The 17,415-nt window shown below is 67.3% G+C and carries 16 protein-coding genes and 1 tRNA gene; 5 read left to right on the top strand and 12 right to left on the bottom strand.

Annotated features, from left to right (window positions below):
- Positions 1-51 precede the first annotated feature (51 nt).
- Entirely contained in the window at positions 52-324 is a 273-nt protein-coding gene (locus LIN44_RS07905; RefSeq protein WP_018007757.1) for an oxidative damage protection protein, read from the top strand.
- Positions 325-405: 81 nt separating this feature from the next.
- Here LIN44_RS07905 and rpiA read toward each other — a convergent pair whose 3' ends face one another.
- Positions 406-1,092, bottom strand: a complete 687-nt coding sequence (gene rpiA, locus LIN44_RS07900) for a ribose-5-phosphate isomerase RpiA (protein ID WP_018007758.1) — start codon at positions 1,090-1,092, stop codon at positions 406-408.
- Between the two features lie 168 nt (positions 1,093-1,260).
- Between rpiA and tal the strand changes: the two genes are divergently transcribed.
- Positions 1,261-2,220, top strand: a complete 960-nt coding sequence (gene tal / locus LIN44_RS07895) for a transaldolase (protein ID WP_227314219.1) — start codon at positions 1,261-1,263, stop codon at positions 2,218-2,220.
- A gap of 33 nt (positions 2,221-2,253) precedes the next feature.
- Here the strand turns inward: tal and LIN44_RS07890 are convergent, their stop codons facing one another.
- The 3 genes from LIN44_RS07890 to rnr form a co-directional block, all read right to left on the bottom strand.
- Entirely contained in the window at positions 2,254-3,021 is a 768-nt protein-coding gene (locus LIN44_RS07890; RefSeq protein WP_227314218.1) for an NAD-dependent deacylase, read from the bottom strand.
- Positions 3,022-3,025: 4 nt separating this feature from the next.
- On the bottom strand, positions 3,026-3,769 hold the full coding sequence (gene rlmB / locus LIN44_RS07885) for a 23S rRNA (guanosine(2251)-2'-O)-methyltransferase RlmB (protein WP_012353149.1): 744 nt from the start codon (positions 3,767-3,769) through the stop codon (positions 3,026-3,028).
- A gap of 67 nt (positions 3,770-3,836) precedes the next feature.
- Positions 3,837-6,431, bottom strand: a complete 2,595-nt coding sequence (rnr, locus tag LIN44_RS07880; RefSeq protein WP_227314217.1) for a ribonuclease R — start codon at positions 6,429-6,431, stop codon at positions 3,837-3,839.
- Between the two features lie 70 nt (positions 6,432-6,501).
- Between rnr and LIN44_RS07875 the strand changes: the two genes are divergently transcribed.
- From LIN44_RS07875 to LIN44_RS07865, 3 genes are all read left to right on the top strand, one after another.
- Positions 6,502-6,588 (top strand) — tRNA-Leu (locus tag LIN44_RS07875).
- Positions 6,589-6,929: 341 nt separating this feature from the next.
- Complete coding sequence (locus LIN44_RS07870; RefSeq protein WP_227314216.1) at positions 6,930-7,364, top strand: Rrf2 family transcriptional regulator; 435 nt, start codon at positions 6,930-6,932, stop codon at positions 7,362-7,364.
- Positions 7,365-7,428: 64 nt separating this feature from the next.
- Positions 7,429-8,040, top strand: a complete 612-nt coding sequence (locus LIN44_RS07865) for an NAD(P)-dependent oxidoreductase (protein WP_227314215.1) — start codon at positions 7,429-7,431, stop codon at positions 8,038-8,040.
- A gap of 11 nt (positions 8,041-8,051) precedes the next feature.
- Here the strand turns inward: LIN44_RS07865 and LIN44_RS07860 are convergent, their stop codons facing one another.
- The 8 genes from LIN44_RS07860 to der all read right to left on the bottom strand — a co-directional run bounded on the left by LIN44_RS07860 (position 8,052) and on the right by der (position 17,247).
- Positions 8,052-8,621, bottom strand: a complete 570-nt coding sequence (locus tag LIN44_RS07860; protein ID WP_227314214.1) for a phosphoribosyltransferase — start codon at positions 8,619-8,621, stop codon at positions 8,052-8,054.
- Between the two features lie 126 nt (positions 8,622-8,747).
- Positions 8,748-10,088, bottom strand: a complete 1,341-nt coding sequence (locus LIN44_RS07855) for an adenylosuccinate synthase (protein ID WP_227314213.1) — start codon at positions 10,086-10,088, stop codon at positions 8,748-8,750.
- Between the two features lie 85 nt (positions 10,089-10,173).
- Complete coding sequence (locus LIN44_RS07850; RefSeq protein ID WP_227314361.1) at positions 10,174-11,325, bottom strand: ATP phosphoribosyltransferase regulatory subunit; 1,152 nt, start codon at positions 11,323-11,325, stop codon at positions 10,174-10,176.
- A gap of 185 nt (positions 11,326-11,510) precedes the next feature.
- Positions 11,511-12,422 carry a protease modulator HflC gene (hflC, locus tag LIN44_RS07845; RefSeq protein WP_227314212.1) on the bottom strand — a complete coding sequence of 304 codons (912 nt, stop codon included), beginning with the start codon at positions 12,420-12,422 and terminating at the stop codon, positions 11,511-11,513.
- A gap of 10 nt (positions 12,423-12,432) precedes the next feature.
- Entirely contained in the window at positions 12,433-13,791 is a 1,359-nt protein-coding gene (gene hflK / locus LIN44_RS07840; RefSeq protein WP_227314211.1) for an FtsH protease activity modulator HflK, read from the bottom strand.
- A 177-nt stretch (positions 13,792-13,968) separates the two neighbouring features.
- Positions 13,969-15,222: a GTPase HflX gene (gene hflX, locus LIN44_RS07835; protein ID WP_227314210.1), complete on the bottom strand. Its 1,254-nt coding sequence runs from the start codon at positions 15,220-15,222 to the stop codon at positions 13,969-13,971.
- A 231-nt stretch (positions 15,223-15,453) separates the two neighbouring features.
- Positions 15,454-15,693, bottom strand: a complete 240-nt coding sequence (gene hfq / locus LIN44_RS07830; RefSeq protein WP_012353158.1) for an RNA chaperone Hfq — start codon at positions 15,691-15,693, stop codon at positions 15,454-15,456.
- A 210-nt stretch (positions 15,694-15,903) separates the two neighbouring features.
- Positions 15,904-17,247: a ribosome biogenesis GTPase Der gene (der, locus tag LIN44_RS07825; RefSeq protein ID WP_092309243.1), complete on the bottom strand. Its 1,344-nt coding sequence runs from the start codon at positions 17,245-17,247 to the stop codon at positions 15,904-15,906.
- Positions 17,248-17,415 lie beyond the last annotated feature (168 nt).

The raw sequence follows: 17,415 nt of genomic DNA, 5'->3' as shown, positions 1-17,415 counted from the left end.
GCTACAATAGCGCCAGCGCCGAAGCTCTCACGAACATTGCAAGGAGTCCCCATGGCCCGCACGGTCCATTGCATCAAGCTGAACAAGGAAGCCGAAGGTCTCGACTTCCCGCCGCTGCCCGGCGAACTGGGCAAGAAGATCTGGCAAAACGTGTCCAAGGAAGCCTGGGCCGGCTGGCTCAAGCACCAGACCATGCTGATCAACGAAAACCGCCTGAACATGGCCGATGCGCGGGCGCGCCAGTACCTGCTCAAGCAGACCGAGAAATACTTCTTCGGCGAAGGCGCCGACCAGGCCCAGGGCTACGTGCCGCCGCAGTCCTGACCCGGGCTCGCAGCAAATAAAAATGGGGTGCCTGAGGCACCCCATTTTGCTTGATAGCAGACGCCGGCGCCGGACCTGCGCTCAGTAGTCCGTGCGCTGCACACCGTCGCCGGTGCCGAGCAGCAGCACATCCGCGCCGCGCAGCGCGAACAGGCCCACCGTGACCACGCCGGGCACCTGGTTGATGGTCTGCTCCAGGCCGCGCGGATCGTCGATCTTCAGCCCGGCCACATCGAGGATCACATTGCCGTTGTCGGTCTTGTAGATGCCGCCTTCCTTGGTCATGCGCAGGCGCGGCTGCCCGCCCAGGGCCTGCAGCTTGCGCGCCACCGCGGCACGTGCCATCGGCACCACCTCGACCGGCAGCGGGAAGGTGCCCATGGTCTGCACCAGCTTGCTGCCGTCGGCAATGCAGACAAAGCGCCGGGCCACCGAGGCGACGATCTTTTCGCGCGTAAGCGCGCCGCCGCCGCCCTTGACCATGGCGCCGCTGGCATCGATCTCGTCGGCGCCGTCGACATACACCGGGATCTCGTCGACCTCGTTCAGGTCCAGCACCTTGAAGCCATGCTGCTGCAGGCGCCGCGTGGAAGCCTCGGAGCTCGACACCGCACCCGCGAAGCGCTCCTTGAACGCCGCCACGGCATCAATGAAAAGGTTGGCGGTGGAGCCGGTGCCCACGCCGAGCACGGCCCCTTCGGGCACTTCCTGCTTGACGTAGTCGGCGGCGGCTTGCGCGACCAGCGCCTTGAGTTCATCCTGAGTCATGACAACAGCCAGATTGCGTTGGAGGGAAACGCGTAGTGTAGCGGATTGCGGGAGCGGATCGCGGGCCAGCGTGGCAGCGCAGGTACAATGGACCGCACCGGTGCCGCACGCGCCGCTCACAGCCCGCGAACGCTTTTTTGCAGACGCTCAAGCAGACGACAAGCGACCATGAACCAGCTCGAACAACTCAGGCAGTTCACCACGGTGGTGGCCGATACCGGCGACTTCCAGCTGATGAAGCAGTACACGCCGCAGGACGCGACCACCAATCCGTCGCTGATACTGAAGGCGGTGCAGAAACCCGAATACCGCCACCTGCTGGAACGTGCGGTGCAAGACCACCACGGCAACGGCGGCGTCGACGCGGTGATGGACGAAGTGCTGATCGCGTTTGGCCTGGAGATCCTGGCGATCGTGCCGGGCCGGGTCTCGACCGAGGTCGATGCGCGCCTGTCGTTCGACACCACCGCCACGGTGAACAAGGCGCGCCACCTGATCCAGCTGTACGAGCAGCGCGGCATCGCGCGCGAGCGCGTGCTGATCAAGATCGCCTCCACCTGGGAAGGCATCCGCGCCGCCGAGATCCTGCAGCGCGACGGCATCCGCTGCAATATGACGCTGCTGTTCTCGCTGGTGCAGGCAGTCGCCTGCGCCGAGGCCGGCGCGCAGCTGATCTCGCCGTTCGTCGGCCGCATCTTCGACTGGTACAAGAAGCAGGCCGGCGAGCAATGGGACGCTGCCGCCAACGGCGGCGACAACGACCCCGGGGTGCGCTCGGTGCGCCAGATCTACGATTACTACAAGAAGTTCGGCTACCCCACCGAGGTGATGGGCGCCAGCTTCCGCAGCACCGCGCAGATCCTGTCGCTGGCCGGCTGCGACCTGCTGACCATCAGCCCGGAGCTGCTCGAGCAACTGGCCGGCGGCCAGGGCCCGGTGGCGCACAAGCTGTCGGTGGACCAGGCCCAGGCGGCCAATATCGCCCGCATCACCGCGGACGAGCCGTCGTTCCGCTGGCAGCTCAACGAAGACGCGATGGCGACAGAGAAGCTGGCCGAAGGCATCCGCCTGTTTGCCGCGGATGCGGTCAAGCTGGAGAAGCTGATCGCCGGGCTGGCGCAGCAATAAGGAACGCCGCGCGCCGGCGCGCGGCCCCGCGCTTCAGCCGGCCGCTGGCGCCGGCTGCGGCCACAGCAGCGGCAGGCAGGCGCCCGCCGCGGCCGACAGCACGATGTCCGCGGTCTGGTCGAGCGCCGACGGCTGCGGATTGACCACGATCACCGGCGCGCCATGCTCGCGCGCCACCCCCGGCAGCCCCGCCGCCGGGTACACCAGCCCCGAGGTGCCGACCACCAGGCACAGGTCGCAGGTTTGCGCCGCATGCTCGGCGCGGTAGCGCGCCACCCGCGGCAGGTCTTCGCCGAACCACACCACCCCCGGCCGCATCAGCGCGCCGCACAGGCTGCAGCGCGGCGGCAGGCCGGGCAGCGCGGTGGCCTCGCTGCAGCGGCCGCAGCCATCCAGCCACTTGTTGGCGAACAGGTTGCCGTGCAGTTCGATCACGCCGGTGCTGCCGGCGCGCTGGTGCAGGCCGTCGACGTTCTGCGTCACCAGCGTGACCGGCTTGTGCGCGGCCAGCGCCACCAGCGCATAGTGCGCCGGGTTAGGGTCCACCGCCGCCACCAGTTCGCGCCGGTGCTGGTACCACTGCCACACCAGCGCCGGCTGGCGGCGGTAGGCGGCCTCGCTGGCCAGCTCTTCCGGATCGAACTGCTCCCACAGCCCGGTCATGGCGTCGCGGAAGGTCGGCACGCCGGACTCGGCCGAAATACCGGCGCCGGTCAGCACGAAGATGTTGCTGGCGCCGTCGATCAGCCGACGCGCTTCCTCGAGCCCCGCGAGTGCCGGCAAACGGGAATCGTCGGCCATGGCCTCAGCGCGGCAGGCGCCGCTGGCGCACGGCCTCGTACAGGCACACGCCGCTGGCCACCGATACGTTCAGGCTTTCGACGCCGCCCGCCATCGGGATGCCGACCAGCTCGTCACAGGTTTCGCGCGTCAGGCGGCGCATGCCCTCGCCTTCGGCGCCCATCACGATCGCGGTCGGTCCCTTGAAATCGATGTCGTACAGCGACTTCTCGGTGCCGTCGGCGGTGCCGATCACCCAGATGCCGCGCTCCTGCAGTTCGCGCAGGGTGCGGGCCAGGTTGGTCACGGTGATATAGGGCACGGTTTCGGCCGCGCCGCTGGCGACCTTGGCCACCGTGGCGTTCAGGCCGACGCTGCGGTCCTTGGGCGCGATCACGGCGTGCGCGCCGGCACCGTCGGCCACGCGCAGGCAGGCGCCCAGGTTGTGCGGGTCGGTGACGCCGTCCAGCACCAGCAGCAGCGGCGTGCCTTCGATGCCATCCAGCAGCTCGTCCAGGTTCAGCGCCAGTGCCACGTCCTCGGCACGCGCCACCACGCCCTGGTGGCGGTCGGTGCCGGCCATGCCGCGCAGGCGCTCGGCATCGACCGGATGCAGGCGCACGCCCAGGCTTTCGGCCAGGCGCACGAAGTCCTGCATGCGCCGGTCGCGGCGGGCGGATTCGATGTAGATGTCGGACACGCCCTTGGGATCTTGCCGCAGGCGCGCAGTCACGGCGTGGAAGCCGATCAGGAGTTTTTGTTTAGCCATGGGCGCGATTGTACCCGCCCGGCCGCCGTCCCCGCGTGGGCGGAGGCGGCGGCCGGACGGCAACCGGCTAGTGCTTGCGCGGCGTGCGCTTGGCGGCGGTCTTGCCAGCCGGCTTGCCCGCACGCGCCTTGGAGGCCGGCTTGCGCGGCTTTTCCAGGTGCGCCGGCTTGGGCTTGGCCGCGCGCTTGCCGGGCTTGCCGGTCTTCACATGCGGCTTGAGCGGCGTGATCACCGCCTCGAACACCGGCTGCTCTTCGATCACGCGGTCCAGCGTCTCGTCGAACGATTCTTCCGGCTTGGACGAGCCGCCCAGCAGCGCCGCCAGCTGGCGGCCCTTCTTGCGCGCCGGCACCGCATGGGCGGCAGGCACGCGCGGCTGGGCCTCGCCTCCCGTCGCGCGCGCGCGCAGGGTTTTCGCCGAGGGCTCCTGCACCAGGCGGAAATCGATCTTGCGTGCATCCAGGTCGACGCGCGACACCTGCACCCGCACGCGGTCAGTAAGCCGGTAGCGGATGCCGGTGCGCTCGCCGCGCAGCTCGTTGCGGGCCTCGTCGTACTGGAAGTAGTCGCTGCCCAGCTCGGTCACGTGCACCAGGCCCTCCACATACAGCTCGTCGAGCTGCACGAAGATGCCGAACGAGGTCACGGCGCTGACGGTGCCGGCATACTCGCTGCCCAGCTTGTCGCGCATGAAGTAGCACTTGAGCCAGGCCTCGACATCGCGCGAGGCCTCGTCGGCACGGCGCTCGTTGGCCGAGCAGTGCAGGCCCAGCTCGTCCCAGATGGCCTCGTTGCGGCGCGCGCGCGCCGCGGTCAGCTCGGCCTTCTGCTCGGCGTCCTTGGCCTGCAGCCGGCGCGCCTTCGGCGAGATCGCGGTGTTCAGCTCGGTGCCGTGGGCAAAGGCCGGCTGGTACTTGGTGTGCGCCAGCACGGCCTTGATCGCGCGGTGCACCAGCAGGTCGGGGTAGCGGCGGATCGGGCTGGTGAAGTGCGCGTAGGCCTCGTACGCCAGACCGAAGTGGCCGATATTGTCGGGGCTGTACACCGCCTGCTGCATCGAGCGCAGCAGCATGGTCTGCAGCATCGGCGCGTCGGGGCGGGACTTGATCTTGTCCATCACCTCGGCGTAGTCCGACGCCTGCGGCTTGTCGCCGCCGCCCAGCGACAGGCCGGCGGTACGCAGGAAGTCACGCAGGTTCTTCAGCTTCTCGTCGCTGGGGCCGGCGTGGATGCGGTACAGCGCCGGGTGCTTGAAGCGTTCGAGGAAATCGGCCGCGCACACGTTGGCGGTCAGCATGCATTCCTCGATCAGCCGGTGCGCATCGTTGCGCGTGCGCGGCAGGATCTGCTCGATCTTGCCCTGCGCATTGCAGACGATATAGGTCTCGGTGGTGTCGAAATCGATCGCGCCACGCGCGCGCCGCGCCTTGAGCAGGACCTGGAACAGCTCGTACAGGTTCTGCAGGTGCGGCACCAGCTCGCTGCGCTTGTGCGCCTCGGGGCCCTTGGTGTTGGACAGCACCGACCAGACCTCGTTGTAGGTCAGCCGTGCGGTCGAATGCATCACCGCCGGATAGAACTGGTAGCCCTTGAGCTCGCCCTTGGCGGTAATCACGGCATCGCACACCATGCACAGCCGGTCGACGTGCGGATTGAGCGAGCACAGCCCGTTGGACAGCTTCTCGGGCAGCATCGGGATCACGCGCCGCGGGAAATACACCGAGGTGGCGCGGTCGAGCGCATCGGCATCGAGCGGCGTGCCCGGACGCACGTAGTGCGACACGTCGGCGATCGCCACGATCAGGCGCCAGCCCTTGGCGCGGCCGATCTTGACCGGCTCGCAATAGACCGCGTCGTCGAAGTCGCGCGCGTCTTCGCCGTCGATGGTGACCAGCGGGATGTCGCGCAGGTCGATGCGGTGGTCCAGGTCGGCCTGGCGCACCTCATCGGGCAGCCCGGCGGCTTCCTGCGCGGCGGCCGGCGAAAACTGGTGCGGCACGCCGTACTTGCGCACCGCGATCTCGATCTCCATGCCGGGATCGTCGATCTCGCCGAGCACTTCGACCACGCGGCCCACCGGCTGCACGTAGCGGTCGGGGAATTCGGTCAGCTCGACGCTGACCACCTGCCCCACCCGCGCCTTGCCCTGCGCCTTGGGCGGGATCAGGATGTCCTGGCTGATGCGCTTGTCTTCCGGCGCCACCACCAGCACGCCGCCCTCGCTGAGCAGGCGGCCGATGACAAAGCGGTTGGCGCGCTCGATGATCTCGACGATCTGCCCTTCGGGGCGGCCGCGCCGGTCGTAGCCCACCACGCGCACCTGCGCGCGGTCGTTGTGCATGGCCTTCTGCAGCTCGCGCTCGGGCAGGAAGATATCGTCCTCGCCGTCGTCGCGGATCAGGAAGCCGAAGCCGTCGCGATGGCCCTGCACCCGGCCGGTGACGAAGTTGGGCTGGTGCGCCAGCTCATAGCGGCCCTTGCGGTTGAGTTCGATCTGGCCGTCGCGCTCCATCGCGGCGAGGCGCTTCTGGAAGCCGTCATGCTCCTTGCGCGTGACGGCCAGCGCCTTGGCGATATCGCCTGCCGACTGGGGGGATCCCGACGTTCTCAGCACGCCCAGGATTTCTTCCCGGCTGGGGATCGGATAGTTATTCTGATTCAATTTTTTCTGGAAACTATTTGACAAAATTCTCGCGCTCTCTATAATGAGCGCTTCGGTTGTTTCGACACCTGCCCAGGTGGCGGAATTGGTAGACGCACTAGGTTCAGGTCCTAGCGGTGGCAACACTGTGGAGGTTCGAGTCCTCTCCTGGGCACCAAATTACCGGGAAACCCGCAGCGCTTTCGAGCCCTGCGGGTTTTTTGTTTTTGACGCCTGTTTCGCGCATCAGATCCGGCAACTTGCACTCCTTGCTTGGCGGCACTGCCGCGATGTCATACCTGCGAGCGTACGGGTTTTTTCCCGTCCGTGAAACCGCGCACCGTACCCCGCGCGGCAGCCGCACCACAAGGTTACGGCAATGTCGGGGAGTGTAACAGCTTCAGTGGCGATTCCGGCATTCTGCGGCCAGTGCAAACCATTTCGCCGCCACCGCTTCATGCCGACGCTTGACCGCATCTCAATGTGTAACTACCATGGTTTCACATCGCACCCGACACCATGAGCACAAGCAGCCGGTTCGCCGTAGCCGTCCATATCCTTACCTTGCTGGCCAGTTCGGCAGAACCGGTGCCGTCGTCGCTGATTGCCGGCAGCGTCGGCACCAATCCGGCGCTGATCCGGCGCCTGGTCGGCCAGCTGGCTGAAGCGGGCCTGGTGGCCACCACCATGGGCAGCACCGGCGGCGCCACGCTGGCGCGTCCGGCGGCGTCGATCACGCTGCTGGAGGTATTCCGCGCGGTCGAAACCACCGCGCTGATCACGCTGCACCAGAGTGCGCCCAATCCGGCCTGCCTGGTCGGGCGCGAGATCACCGGTGCGCTGCGCAAGGTCGCCGACCGCGCGCAGGCGGCCATGGACCAGACCCTGGCCGGCATCACCATCGCCGGCATGCTTGCCGATGTCGAGCGCGGCAGCCAGCGCCGCAAGCGCTGATTTTTTTTACCCTGATGTGTAACCACATCAGTTTCATATCAACCGACTGAACCAAGGAGTGACCATGAAGATCGCCATCATTGGAGCCACCGGCCGCGTTGGCATGCGCCTGACTGACGAAGCCGTGCGCCGCGGCCACCAGGTGACCGCCATCGCGCGGCAGGCCAGCCGCCTGCCCGCGCGTGCAGGGGTGACCGGCAAGGATGTGGATGCGACCGACAGCGCGGCCCTGAGCGCCGCCCTCGCCGGCCATGATGTCGTCATCAGCACCGCGCGCTTCGCGCAGCTGAACGCGCAGCAGGTGACCACGGCGGTGCGCCAGGCGGGCGTGCCGCGGCTGCTGGTGGTGGGCGGTGCCGGCAGCCTCCATGTCGCGCCGGGCGTGCAGCTGGTCGACACCCCGAATTTTCCCGACGCCTACAAGGCCGAGGCGCTGGCCGGGCGCGACTTCCTGAACGCGCTGCGCAGCGAGCCGCAGATCGACTGGACCTTCCTGTCGCCGTCCGCGCTGTTCGAGCCGGGCGAGCGCACCGGCCAGTTCCGCATTGGCCAGGAAGCCCTGCTGAGCGACGCAGCAGGCAAGAGCTGGATCTCGATGGAAGACTATGCCATCGCGATGCTCGATGAAATCGAGCAGCCGGCGCATTCGCGCCAGCGCTTCACGGTGGGCTACTGAGCCGGGCGCGCTCAGTCGCGCGCGCCGTCGTCCAGCAGGCTGGCGCGCTTGCCGCGCTTGAGCCACGCGGCGAGGTTGTGCGGGCGCAGCGTGTCGTACTCTTCGAACGGCTGGTGGATCCAGGGGTTCGACTCCAGGAAGGTGACGTGGTAGTCCGGCTCCACCTTGGAGCACGCCTTGTACCACAGCACCGCCGAGCGCACTTCGGTCACCGCCGGATAGCGCTCCTTGATGTGGCGGCCCACGCGTTCCAGCGTGATGCCCGAGTCGACCAGGTCGTCGACCAGCAGGATCTTGCCGCTCAGCTCGCCCCGGGTCATGGTGATGTACTGCGCGATGTCGAGTTCGCCCTGCTGCGTGCCGGCGGCCTCGCGGTAGCTGCTGGTGGCCAGGATCGCCAGCGGCACGTCGAAGATGCGCGACATCTGGTCACCCACGCGCAGCCCGCCGCGCGCGAGGCACAGGATCTTGTCGAACTTCCAGCCCGACTCATGCACGTTCAGCGACAGGCGTGCGATCAGGCGATGGTATTCGTCCCAGGAGACCCACAGGTTCTCGTCATCGTTGGTAGGCAGGTTCATCGTTTTGCTCGTGATATCGTCCGGTCGGTTGACCGATATGGCTCGGCCCGCTTGCGCGGGCCGATTTATTTTCTGGCGGGCCGCGGCGCTCGTGGCGCGGCGGCCCTGCTGGGACTGCGCAGGCGCTCAGGCCTTGTACGGATGGCGCAGCAGGATGGTCTCGTCGCGGTCCGGGCCGGTCGAGATCATGTCGATCGGGATGCCGACCACCTCTTCCACGCGCTTCAGGTAGACACGGGCCTGCTCGGGCAGCGCGTCCCACGCCTTGACGCCGAAGGTCGACTCGTTCCAGCCCGGGAATTCCTCGTAGACCGGCTCGCAGCGCGCCACCGCATCGGAGCCGCGCGGCAGCATGTCGACGGTCTTGCCGTCGAGCGTGTAGCCCACGCACAGCTTGATGCTTTCGAGGCCGTCGAGCACGTCCAGCTTGGTCATGCACAGGCCCGACACGCCGTTGATCTGCACCGAGCGCTTGAGCGCGGCCGCATCGAGCCAGCCGGTGCGGCGCGGACGGCCGGTGACCGAGCCGAATTCCTTGCCGACGTTGGCCAGGCGCACGCCGACCGGATCCTGGCGCGAGGGGTTGTCGTTGTCGTACAGCTCGCTCGGGAACGGGCCGGCGCCCACGCGGGTGCAATAGGCCTTGGTGATGCCGAGGATGTAGTTCAGGCGGCCCGGGCCCACGCCCGCGCCCGCTGCTGCCGCACCCGCCACGCAGTTGCTCGAGGTGACGAACGGATAGGTGCCGTGGTCGACGTCGAGCAGCGTGCCTTGCGCACCTTCGAACATCAGGTTGCCGCCGGCGGCGTTGACCGCGTACAGCTCGGCCGAGACATCGGCGACCATCGGCGCCAGGCGCGGCGCGTAGGCCAGCGCCTCGTCCAGGGTCTGCTGGAAGTCCACGGCTTCGGCGCCCAGGTACTGGGTCAGCATGAAGTTGTGATAGTCCAGGTTCTCGCGCAGGCGTTCGGCGAACTGCTGCGGATCGAACAGGTCCTGCACGCGCAGCGCGCGGCGTGCCACCTTGTCTTCATAGGCCGGGCCGATGCCGCGACCGGTGGTGCCGATCTTGGCGGCGCCGCGGCGCGCTTCGCGCGCCTTGTCGATGGCGACGTGGTACGGCAGGATCAGCGTGGCCGCCTCGGAAATGCGCAGGCGGTTCTGCACCTGCAGGCCGGCGCCTTCGAGTTCTTCGATTTCACGGAACAAAGCTTCGGGCGACAGCACCACACCGTTGCCGATGTAGCAGACCGTGCCGGCGCGCATGATGCCCGAGGGGATCAGCCGCAGAATGGTCTTCTTGCCGCCGATGATCAGCGTGTGGCCGGCGTTGTGGCCACCCTGGAACCGCACCACGCCCTTTGCATGGTCGGTAAGCCAATCGACGATTTTTCCTTTGCCTTCGTCACCCCACTGGGTGCCGATCACGACGACATTGCGTCCCTGGCCTACTGCGGATGCGGACATATTGCTTTGGTCAATAGGTTAAAAACGTATTCTACTCTTGTTGCCGGGCGATTCCGGGTTTTTGGCCCGCCGCGGCGCCGATGCGTCAGCGCGGCACCACGGCCCAGCCGGCGTCCTTGCGTACCAGTTGGCGGTCGCAGTTGAATTCGTCGAGCTCATGGGTGTGGCCGGGCAACGACTGGATCACGATCTCGCCGCTGGCACGCAGCGCGGCGATCGCGGCACGAAGTGCCGGGTCCGCATCCCAGGGCGCAAAAATGGCCAAGGCACGCACCTCGACGGGTGACAGCGCCGCCACTTCACGCAGGTCCAGCGAGAAACCCGTCGCCGGGCGCGCGCGGCCGAAGGCTTCGCCCACCTTGTCGTAGCGGCCGCCGCGCGCCACGTAGTTGGGCAACCCCGCCACATACGCCGCGAACATCACGCCACTGTGGTAGTGGTAGCCGCGCAAATCCGACAGGTCGATATTGACGCTGGCGCCGCGCACCTGCACCGCCAGCGCCGCCAGCTCATCCAGCGCGCGGCCGATCGCCGGGCTGGCCGGCAGCGTCGCGCGGGCGCGCTCGATGACCTCGACGCCGCCGTACAGCGTCGGCAGCGCCAGCAGCGCGTCGCGCTCGGTCTGCGGCATGCCGGCGGTCAGCTCGCGCAGGGCCGGCACGTCCTTGGTTTCGAGCGCGGCAAACAATGCGTCCTCGATCTTGCGGATCGACGGCAGGCCGGCCAGCAACGCTTCGAGGATGCCCGCGTGGCACAGGTCGATACGGATATCCGACAGGCCCGCCGCGGTCAGCGCGGCCAGCATCAGTTCCTGGATCTCGACGTCGGCTTCCAGGCCGGCATGGCCGTAGATTTCGGCACCGACCTGGATCGGCTCGCGGGTGGCGTGGAAACCCGCCGGGCGCGCGTGCAGCACGTTGCCCGCATAGCACAGCCGGGTCACGCCCGGCCGGTTCAGCAGGTGGGCATCGATGCGCGCCACCTGCGGCGTGATATCGGCGCGCAGCCCCATGGTGCGGCCCGACAGCTGGTCGACCAGCTTGAGCGTGCGCAGGTCGAGGTCATGGCCGGTACCGGTCAGCAGCGACTCGAGGTATTCCAGCATCGGCGGCATCACCAGCTCGTAGCCGTAGGTGCGGAACAGGTCCAGCATGCGGCGGCGCAGCTCTTCGATCTTGCGCGCTTCCGACGGCAGCACGTCGGCAATGTTTTCTGGCAGCAGCCAATGGTTGGACATGGTGAATCTCTTCTCAGTCATTCAGTTGCCTGCCGGCGCAGCGCCTGCAGGGACCGGGCTCGCCCGGCAAAACCAGGGTGCGGGCACCGCGCGCCCGCGCCATCACTCCGCGGCGACGGCTCCAGCCGGACAAAACCCCGGCAAGCCGGGGTTTCGTCAATTCGCCACACGGACAAGCGACGGTGCTAGCGCTTGCCTCCGCCATTGCCGGCGGCCGCGCCCGCGGCGCCGCCGCCGCTGGAGCGCATGTAGCGGAAGAACTCGGAATTGGGCTCCAGCACCAGCACGTCGCGCTTGTCGCGGAAGGTGTTGCGGTAGGCCTCCATGCTGCGCCAGAACTGCGCAAACTGCGGATCGCGGCCGAACGCCTCACCATAGATCTGCGACGCCTTGGCATCGCCCTCGCCCTTGATCTTTTGCGCGTCGCGATAGGCCTCGGCCAGCACCACTTCGCGCTGGCGGTCGGCGTCGGCGCGGATCTTCTCGCCCTCGGCGGCGCCGGTGGAGCGCAGCTCGTTGGCCACGCGCTTGCGCTCGGCCTCCATGCGGCGATACACCGATTCGCTGATGGCCGGCAGCAGGTCGACGCGCTTCAGGCGCACGTCGAGGATCTCGACACCGACCGACTTGGCGTACTCGCTCATGCCGTTGCGGATGGCCTGCATCACCTGCTCGCGCTCGCCGGCGACCACGTCGGCGACGGTGCGCTTGCCGAATTCTTCGCGCGCCACCGAGTCGATGCGCTGCGTCATGCGGTCCTGCGCGCCGCGCAGGTTGCCGCCGAAGGCAACGAAGAACTTGCGCGGATCGGTGATGCGCCATTTGACGAACCAGTCCACCACCATGCTCTTCTTCTCGGCGGTCAGGAAACGCTCGTTGGCGGCGACGTCGATGGTCTGCAGGCGGCGGTCCATGAACACCACGTTCTGGAAAGGAGGTGGCAGCTTGAAATGCAGCCCGGGCTCACGCACCACTTCCTTGATCTGGCCGAAGGCGAACACCACGGCGTACTGGCGCTGGTCGACCACGAACAGCATGGACGAGACCACGGCCAGCAGGATGAAAAAGCCGATCGCGAAGGAAATCAGTCGGTTCATGACGGTCTCCTCAGCGCGAGTCGCGGTCGCGGTTGCGCAGCGCTTCGCGCGACCGGTTGTCCGTCGAGGCATCCGGCGCGGGCGCCGGCGTGCCCGCCGCGCCAGGCTGGCCCGGCTGCGGCGTGGCGCGGCCCTCGGCCTGCGCCATCAGCTTGTCCAGCGGCAGGTAGAGCAGGTTGTTGCCCTGGCGCGCGTCGACCAGCACTTTGGTCGAATTGGTGTAGATCTGCTGCATGGTCTCCAGATAGATACGGTCGCGCGTCACCTGCGGCGCCTTGGCGTATTCCGCCTGCACCGAACGGAAGCGCGACGCATCGCCCTCGGCCTGCGCCACCACGCGGGAGCGATAGGCTTCGGATTCTTCCTTCAGGCGCGCCGCGGTACCCTTGGCGCGCGGGATGATGTCGTTGGCGTAGGCCTGGCCTTCGCTGATGGCGCGTTCGCGGTCCTGGCTGGCCTTGTTGACGTCGTCGAACGCGGCCTGCACCTGCTCGGGCGGCTGCACGCTCTGCACGTTCACGGACAGCACGCGGATGCCGGTCTTGTACGCCGACAGGATGGCCTGGATCGACTTGGCCAGCTGCTGCGCGATCTGTTCGCGGTTTTCGTACAGCACCGCGTCCATCTTGTTGCGGCCGACGATCTCGCGCACCGAGGTCTCGGCCGCCTGCGTCACCAGTTCTTCGTCGCCGCCCCGGTCGGTCTTGTTGAAGAACAGGAATTCGCTGGCGTCCTGGATCACGTACTGCACGGTGAAGCGCACGTCGATGATGTTCTCGTCCTGCGTCAGCATCGACGAGTCTTTCAGGTTGCTGTCCTTGATCGAGGTGGAACGGCCGACCTCGACCGAACGCACCGCCGACAGGTTGACCACCTCGGCCGACTGGATCGGCCAGGGCATGCGCCAGTTGATGCCGGGGCCGGTGGAGTACTTGAACTTGCCGAACTGCAGGATCACCGCGGTCTGGCCTTCCTGCACCATGAAGAAGCCGCTGGCCAGCCAGATGCCGACCACCGCCGCCACGATCACGCCGGCGCCGACGCCCGAGCCCTTGCCGGACGTGCGCGGGCCGCCGAAGCCCTGGTTGCCGTTGCCGCCGTTGTCCTTGCGGCCGAGCAGGCCGTTCAGGCGGCGGTTGAAGTCGCGCCACAGTTCATCCAGGTCCGGCGGGCCGCCATCCTGCTGCGGACGCTGGTTTTGCTGGCGGCTGTCGTCGCGGCCGTCCTTCTTGTCGTCGTCCTGCCCATCCCGACCCCAGCGCGGATCGTTCAGCGAGAAGATGGCGCGCAGGCGCTGCCAGCCCGCGCGCAGCGCGAGGCGGCCGCCTGGTGTCAGGCTCGAATCAGCATTCCGTGGAAACTGGGGCATGAAGTGCACGGGTCCGGGGAAGTTTGTAACAGGGGGATTCTAGCAGTCATCGGCGCCACTTTTGGCCAATTCGCGCAATCCCCGCGGCAACCGCGCCGGGATTGGGCAGAACCGGCGCCAAACCGGCTCCGGAGACGGCCTCGCTATGGCGGCCAGCCCCTGGCTGGCACACCGGTCCTACAGCCGGGGCGAGTCCGCCGCATCGGCGTCGTCGCCACCATCCGCCACGCCGCCATCTCCGATAGCGCCGGCGTCGTCGGGCTGCGCCACCTGGTCCAGGCGCGGATCGTAGGGCTGCGGCTCGGGTGGGCGGCTGGCCAGCCATTGCGCCACCTCGACCACGGCCTCGCGCAGCGCGTCCAGGCCCAGCCCCTCGCGCGCGCTCAGGAACACGCGGGTGGGGATGCCGTCCGCGTCGCGCTCGATGCGCGGGCCATCGCCCATCAACTCGGGCGCGGCGTCGATCTTGTTCATCACCACGATCTGCGGGATGTCCAGCGCGTTGATTTCGGCCAGCACCCGGTTGACCTGCTCGATCTGCTCGTGGCGCACCGGGCTCGACGCGTCGACCACATGCAGCAGCAGGTCCGCATGCACGGTCTCGTCGAGCGTGGCACGGAACGCCGCCACCAGCTGCGTGGGCAGGTCGCGGATAAAGCCGACCGTGTCCGACAGCACCACGTTGCCCAGGCCGTCCAGGAACAGCCGGCGCGAGGTGGTGTCGAGCGTGGCGAAGAGCTGGTCGGCCGCATATGCGCCGGCCTTGGTCAGCGCGTTGAACAGCGTCGACTTGCCCGCGTTGGTGTAGCCCACCAGCGAGATGCTGAGGGTGTCGTTGCGCGCGCGCGCCCGCCGTTGCGTGCTGTGCTGGCGCTGCAGCCGCGACAGATCGGACTTGAGCCGCTTGGCGCGCTCGTCCAGCATGCGGCGGTCCAGTTCGAGCTGGCGCTCGCCGGGGCCGCCGCGCATGCCGATGCCGCCCTTCTGACGCTCCAGGTGGCTCCACGCGCGGACCAGCCGCGACGCGCGGTACTGCACCTGCGCCAGTTCGACCTGCACCTTGCCGACATGGCTCTGCGCGCGCTGGCCGAAGATGTCCAGGATCAGGCCGGTCCGGTCGATCACGTGGCGTTGCAGGAAGCGCTCCAGGTTGCGTTGCTGCGCCGGGCTGAGCGCGTGGTTGAACACCACCACGTCGGCATCCAGCGCATCGGCGGCCTCCTTCAGCTCCTCGGCCTTGCCGGAGCCGATGAACAGCGCCGGATCCGGCCGCGAGCGGCGGCCCGTCAGCGTATGCACCGGCAGCGAGCCGGCGGTTGAGGTCAGCAGCGCCAGTTCGCTGAGGCTTTCCTGGAAATCATGCTTGCCGAAGTCAACGCCGACGAGGATGGCGCGCGAAGGGGCGGTATTGGAGGTGGCTCTGGGGTCCAAGGGCGGGCGCGAATGCGCAGGGAAATTCGGGTTCAGGGGGCGGAATGGAGGATCTCGGGCACTGTCCTGGCCCCTGCCGGGACAGGCCGCCGCATGGTGCGGAACGTGGCGGCGGCGGGCGCATCGGCAACCGCGGCGCCGCGCGGCACCGGGTGCATTGGCACGCCGGTGCCGGGCATCGTGGCGGCGCCGGCTGGCGCCCGTACGATGCCCTGGGGCAGATCGGTCAGATCAGGCCTCGGCGGAATCATCCACACGGAAATTGACCGCGCGTGCCGGCACGACGGTGGAAATCGCATGCTTGTAGACCATCTGGGTCACGGTGTTGCGCAGCAGGACGACATACTGGTCGAACGATTCGATATTGCCTTGCAGCTTGATGCCATTGACGAGATAGATGGAAACCGGCACGTGCTCTTTGCGCAGCGCGTTCAGGAACGGGTCTTGTAGCAGTTGCCCTTTGTTGCTCATGGCACACTCCAAATTTATAGGTTTAGTGGTGAATGATGGGGATGGAAATCCCCGGTTCAAGTCAGGCGGCGCAAAAACGCGCCAGAAAAAAGATCAAAACGGTACCAAGTTGGCGTCAATGCGCAGGGAACCCCCTGCTACCGTGAATTTAGCCGCAGTTCCAAACGAACGCAAACGAAAACTGGCGCCGTCACGGATCCGATTCCGGACTCACTCCTTCGAGTCCGCGTACGGATTTTTGTTCGTGCGAAATTCGATGCGCAGGGGCGTGCCCTTAAGCTTGAAGGCCGCACGGAAACGGTTTTCCAGGTAGCGCCGGTAAGTTTCGGCCACGCCCGACAGCGCATTGCCGTGGATCACGATGATGGGCGGATTGGAGCCGCCCTGGTGCGCATAGCGCAGCTTGGGCCGCGACGCGCCGACGCGCTTGGGCTGCTGGAATTCCACGGCTTCCTGCAGCACGCGCGTCAGTTGCGGCGTCGGCAGCTTGACCATGGCCGCGGCATAGGCGTCGTCGACCGAGCGCATCAGCGCGCCGATGCCGGTGCGCTCGCGCGCCGACACAAAGTGAAAGTTGGCAAAGCCGAGGAATTGCAGCTTGCGCTCGAGGTCGTGCTTGATGCGGTCGCGCGTGTGGCCGTCCAGGCCATCCCATTTGTTCACGCCCACCACGAGGGCACGGCCGGACTCGACGATAAAGCCGGCAATGTGCGCGTCCTGGTCGGAAATATCCTGCTGCGCGTCGAGCAGCAGGATCACCACGTTGGCATCCGCGATCGACTGCAGCGTCTTGACCACCGAGAATTTCTCGATCGCCTCGAACACCTTGCCGCGCCGGCGCAGGCCGGCGGTATCGATCAGCGTATAGGGCTTGCCGCCGCGCTCGAACTCAACGTAGATGGCGTCGCGGGTGGTGCCGGGCATGTCGAAGGCGATCACGCGCTCTTCACCGATCAGCGTATTGACCAGCGTGGACTTGCCCACATTGGGACGTCCGACAATGGCGATCTTGACGCCCTTGCCCTCGTCCGAGGCCTCCTCGGCCAGCTCGGGGCGCTCCTGCACCGCCAGCTCGATGGCCTCGTCGACCAGCTCGCGCACGCCGTCGCCATGGGCGGCGGAGATCGCGTACGGGTCGCCCATGCCGAGCTCATAGAAATCCGCCGCCACCGAGGTGTACTTCATGCCCTCGGCCTTGTTGACCGCCAGCATGATGCGCCGGCCGGTCTTGCGCAGGTAATCGGCGATGGCGCGGTCCTGCGGCGCCAGGCCCAGGCGGCCGTCGACGATAAAGATCACCACGTCGGCCTCGACCACCGCCTGCTTGGTCTGCTTGGCCATCTCGGCGACGATGCCTTCCTTGACCACGGGCTCGAAGCCGCCGGTATCGATGGCGATGAACGGACGTTCGCCGATGCGCCCTTCGCCGTAATGGCGATCGCGCGTCAGGCCCGGCAGGTCGGCGACGAGCGCGTCGCGCGAGCGGGTCATGCGGTTGAATAGCGTCGACTTGCCCACATTGGGGCGGCCGACAAGTGCAATAACTGGTTTCATGCCATAAACGGAAACGGGGGCCGGCAACTGCCGCCCCCCGGTAACTCCGGAGTCAAAGGTTCCAGCAGCAGCCCGCGCCACCTGGGCGCGGGTTGCTGCTTGTCCTGTCGGGCGCGGCGCGGGTCAACGACCCGCTGCAATTGCCGCGCCAAGGATCATGCTACCGGA

Source organism: Cupriavidus sp. MP-37, from assembly GCF_020618415.1.
Lineage (GTDB): Bacteria > Pseudomonadota > Gammaproteobacteria > Burkholderiales > Burkholderiaceae > Cupriavidus.
The sequence above is the reverse complement of the archived record's forward strand: the minus strand, read 5'-3'. Positions and strand labels throughout refer to the sequence as shown.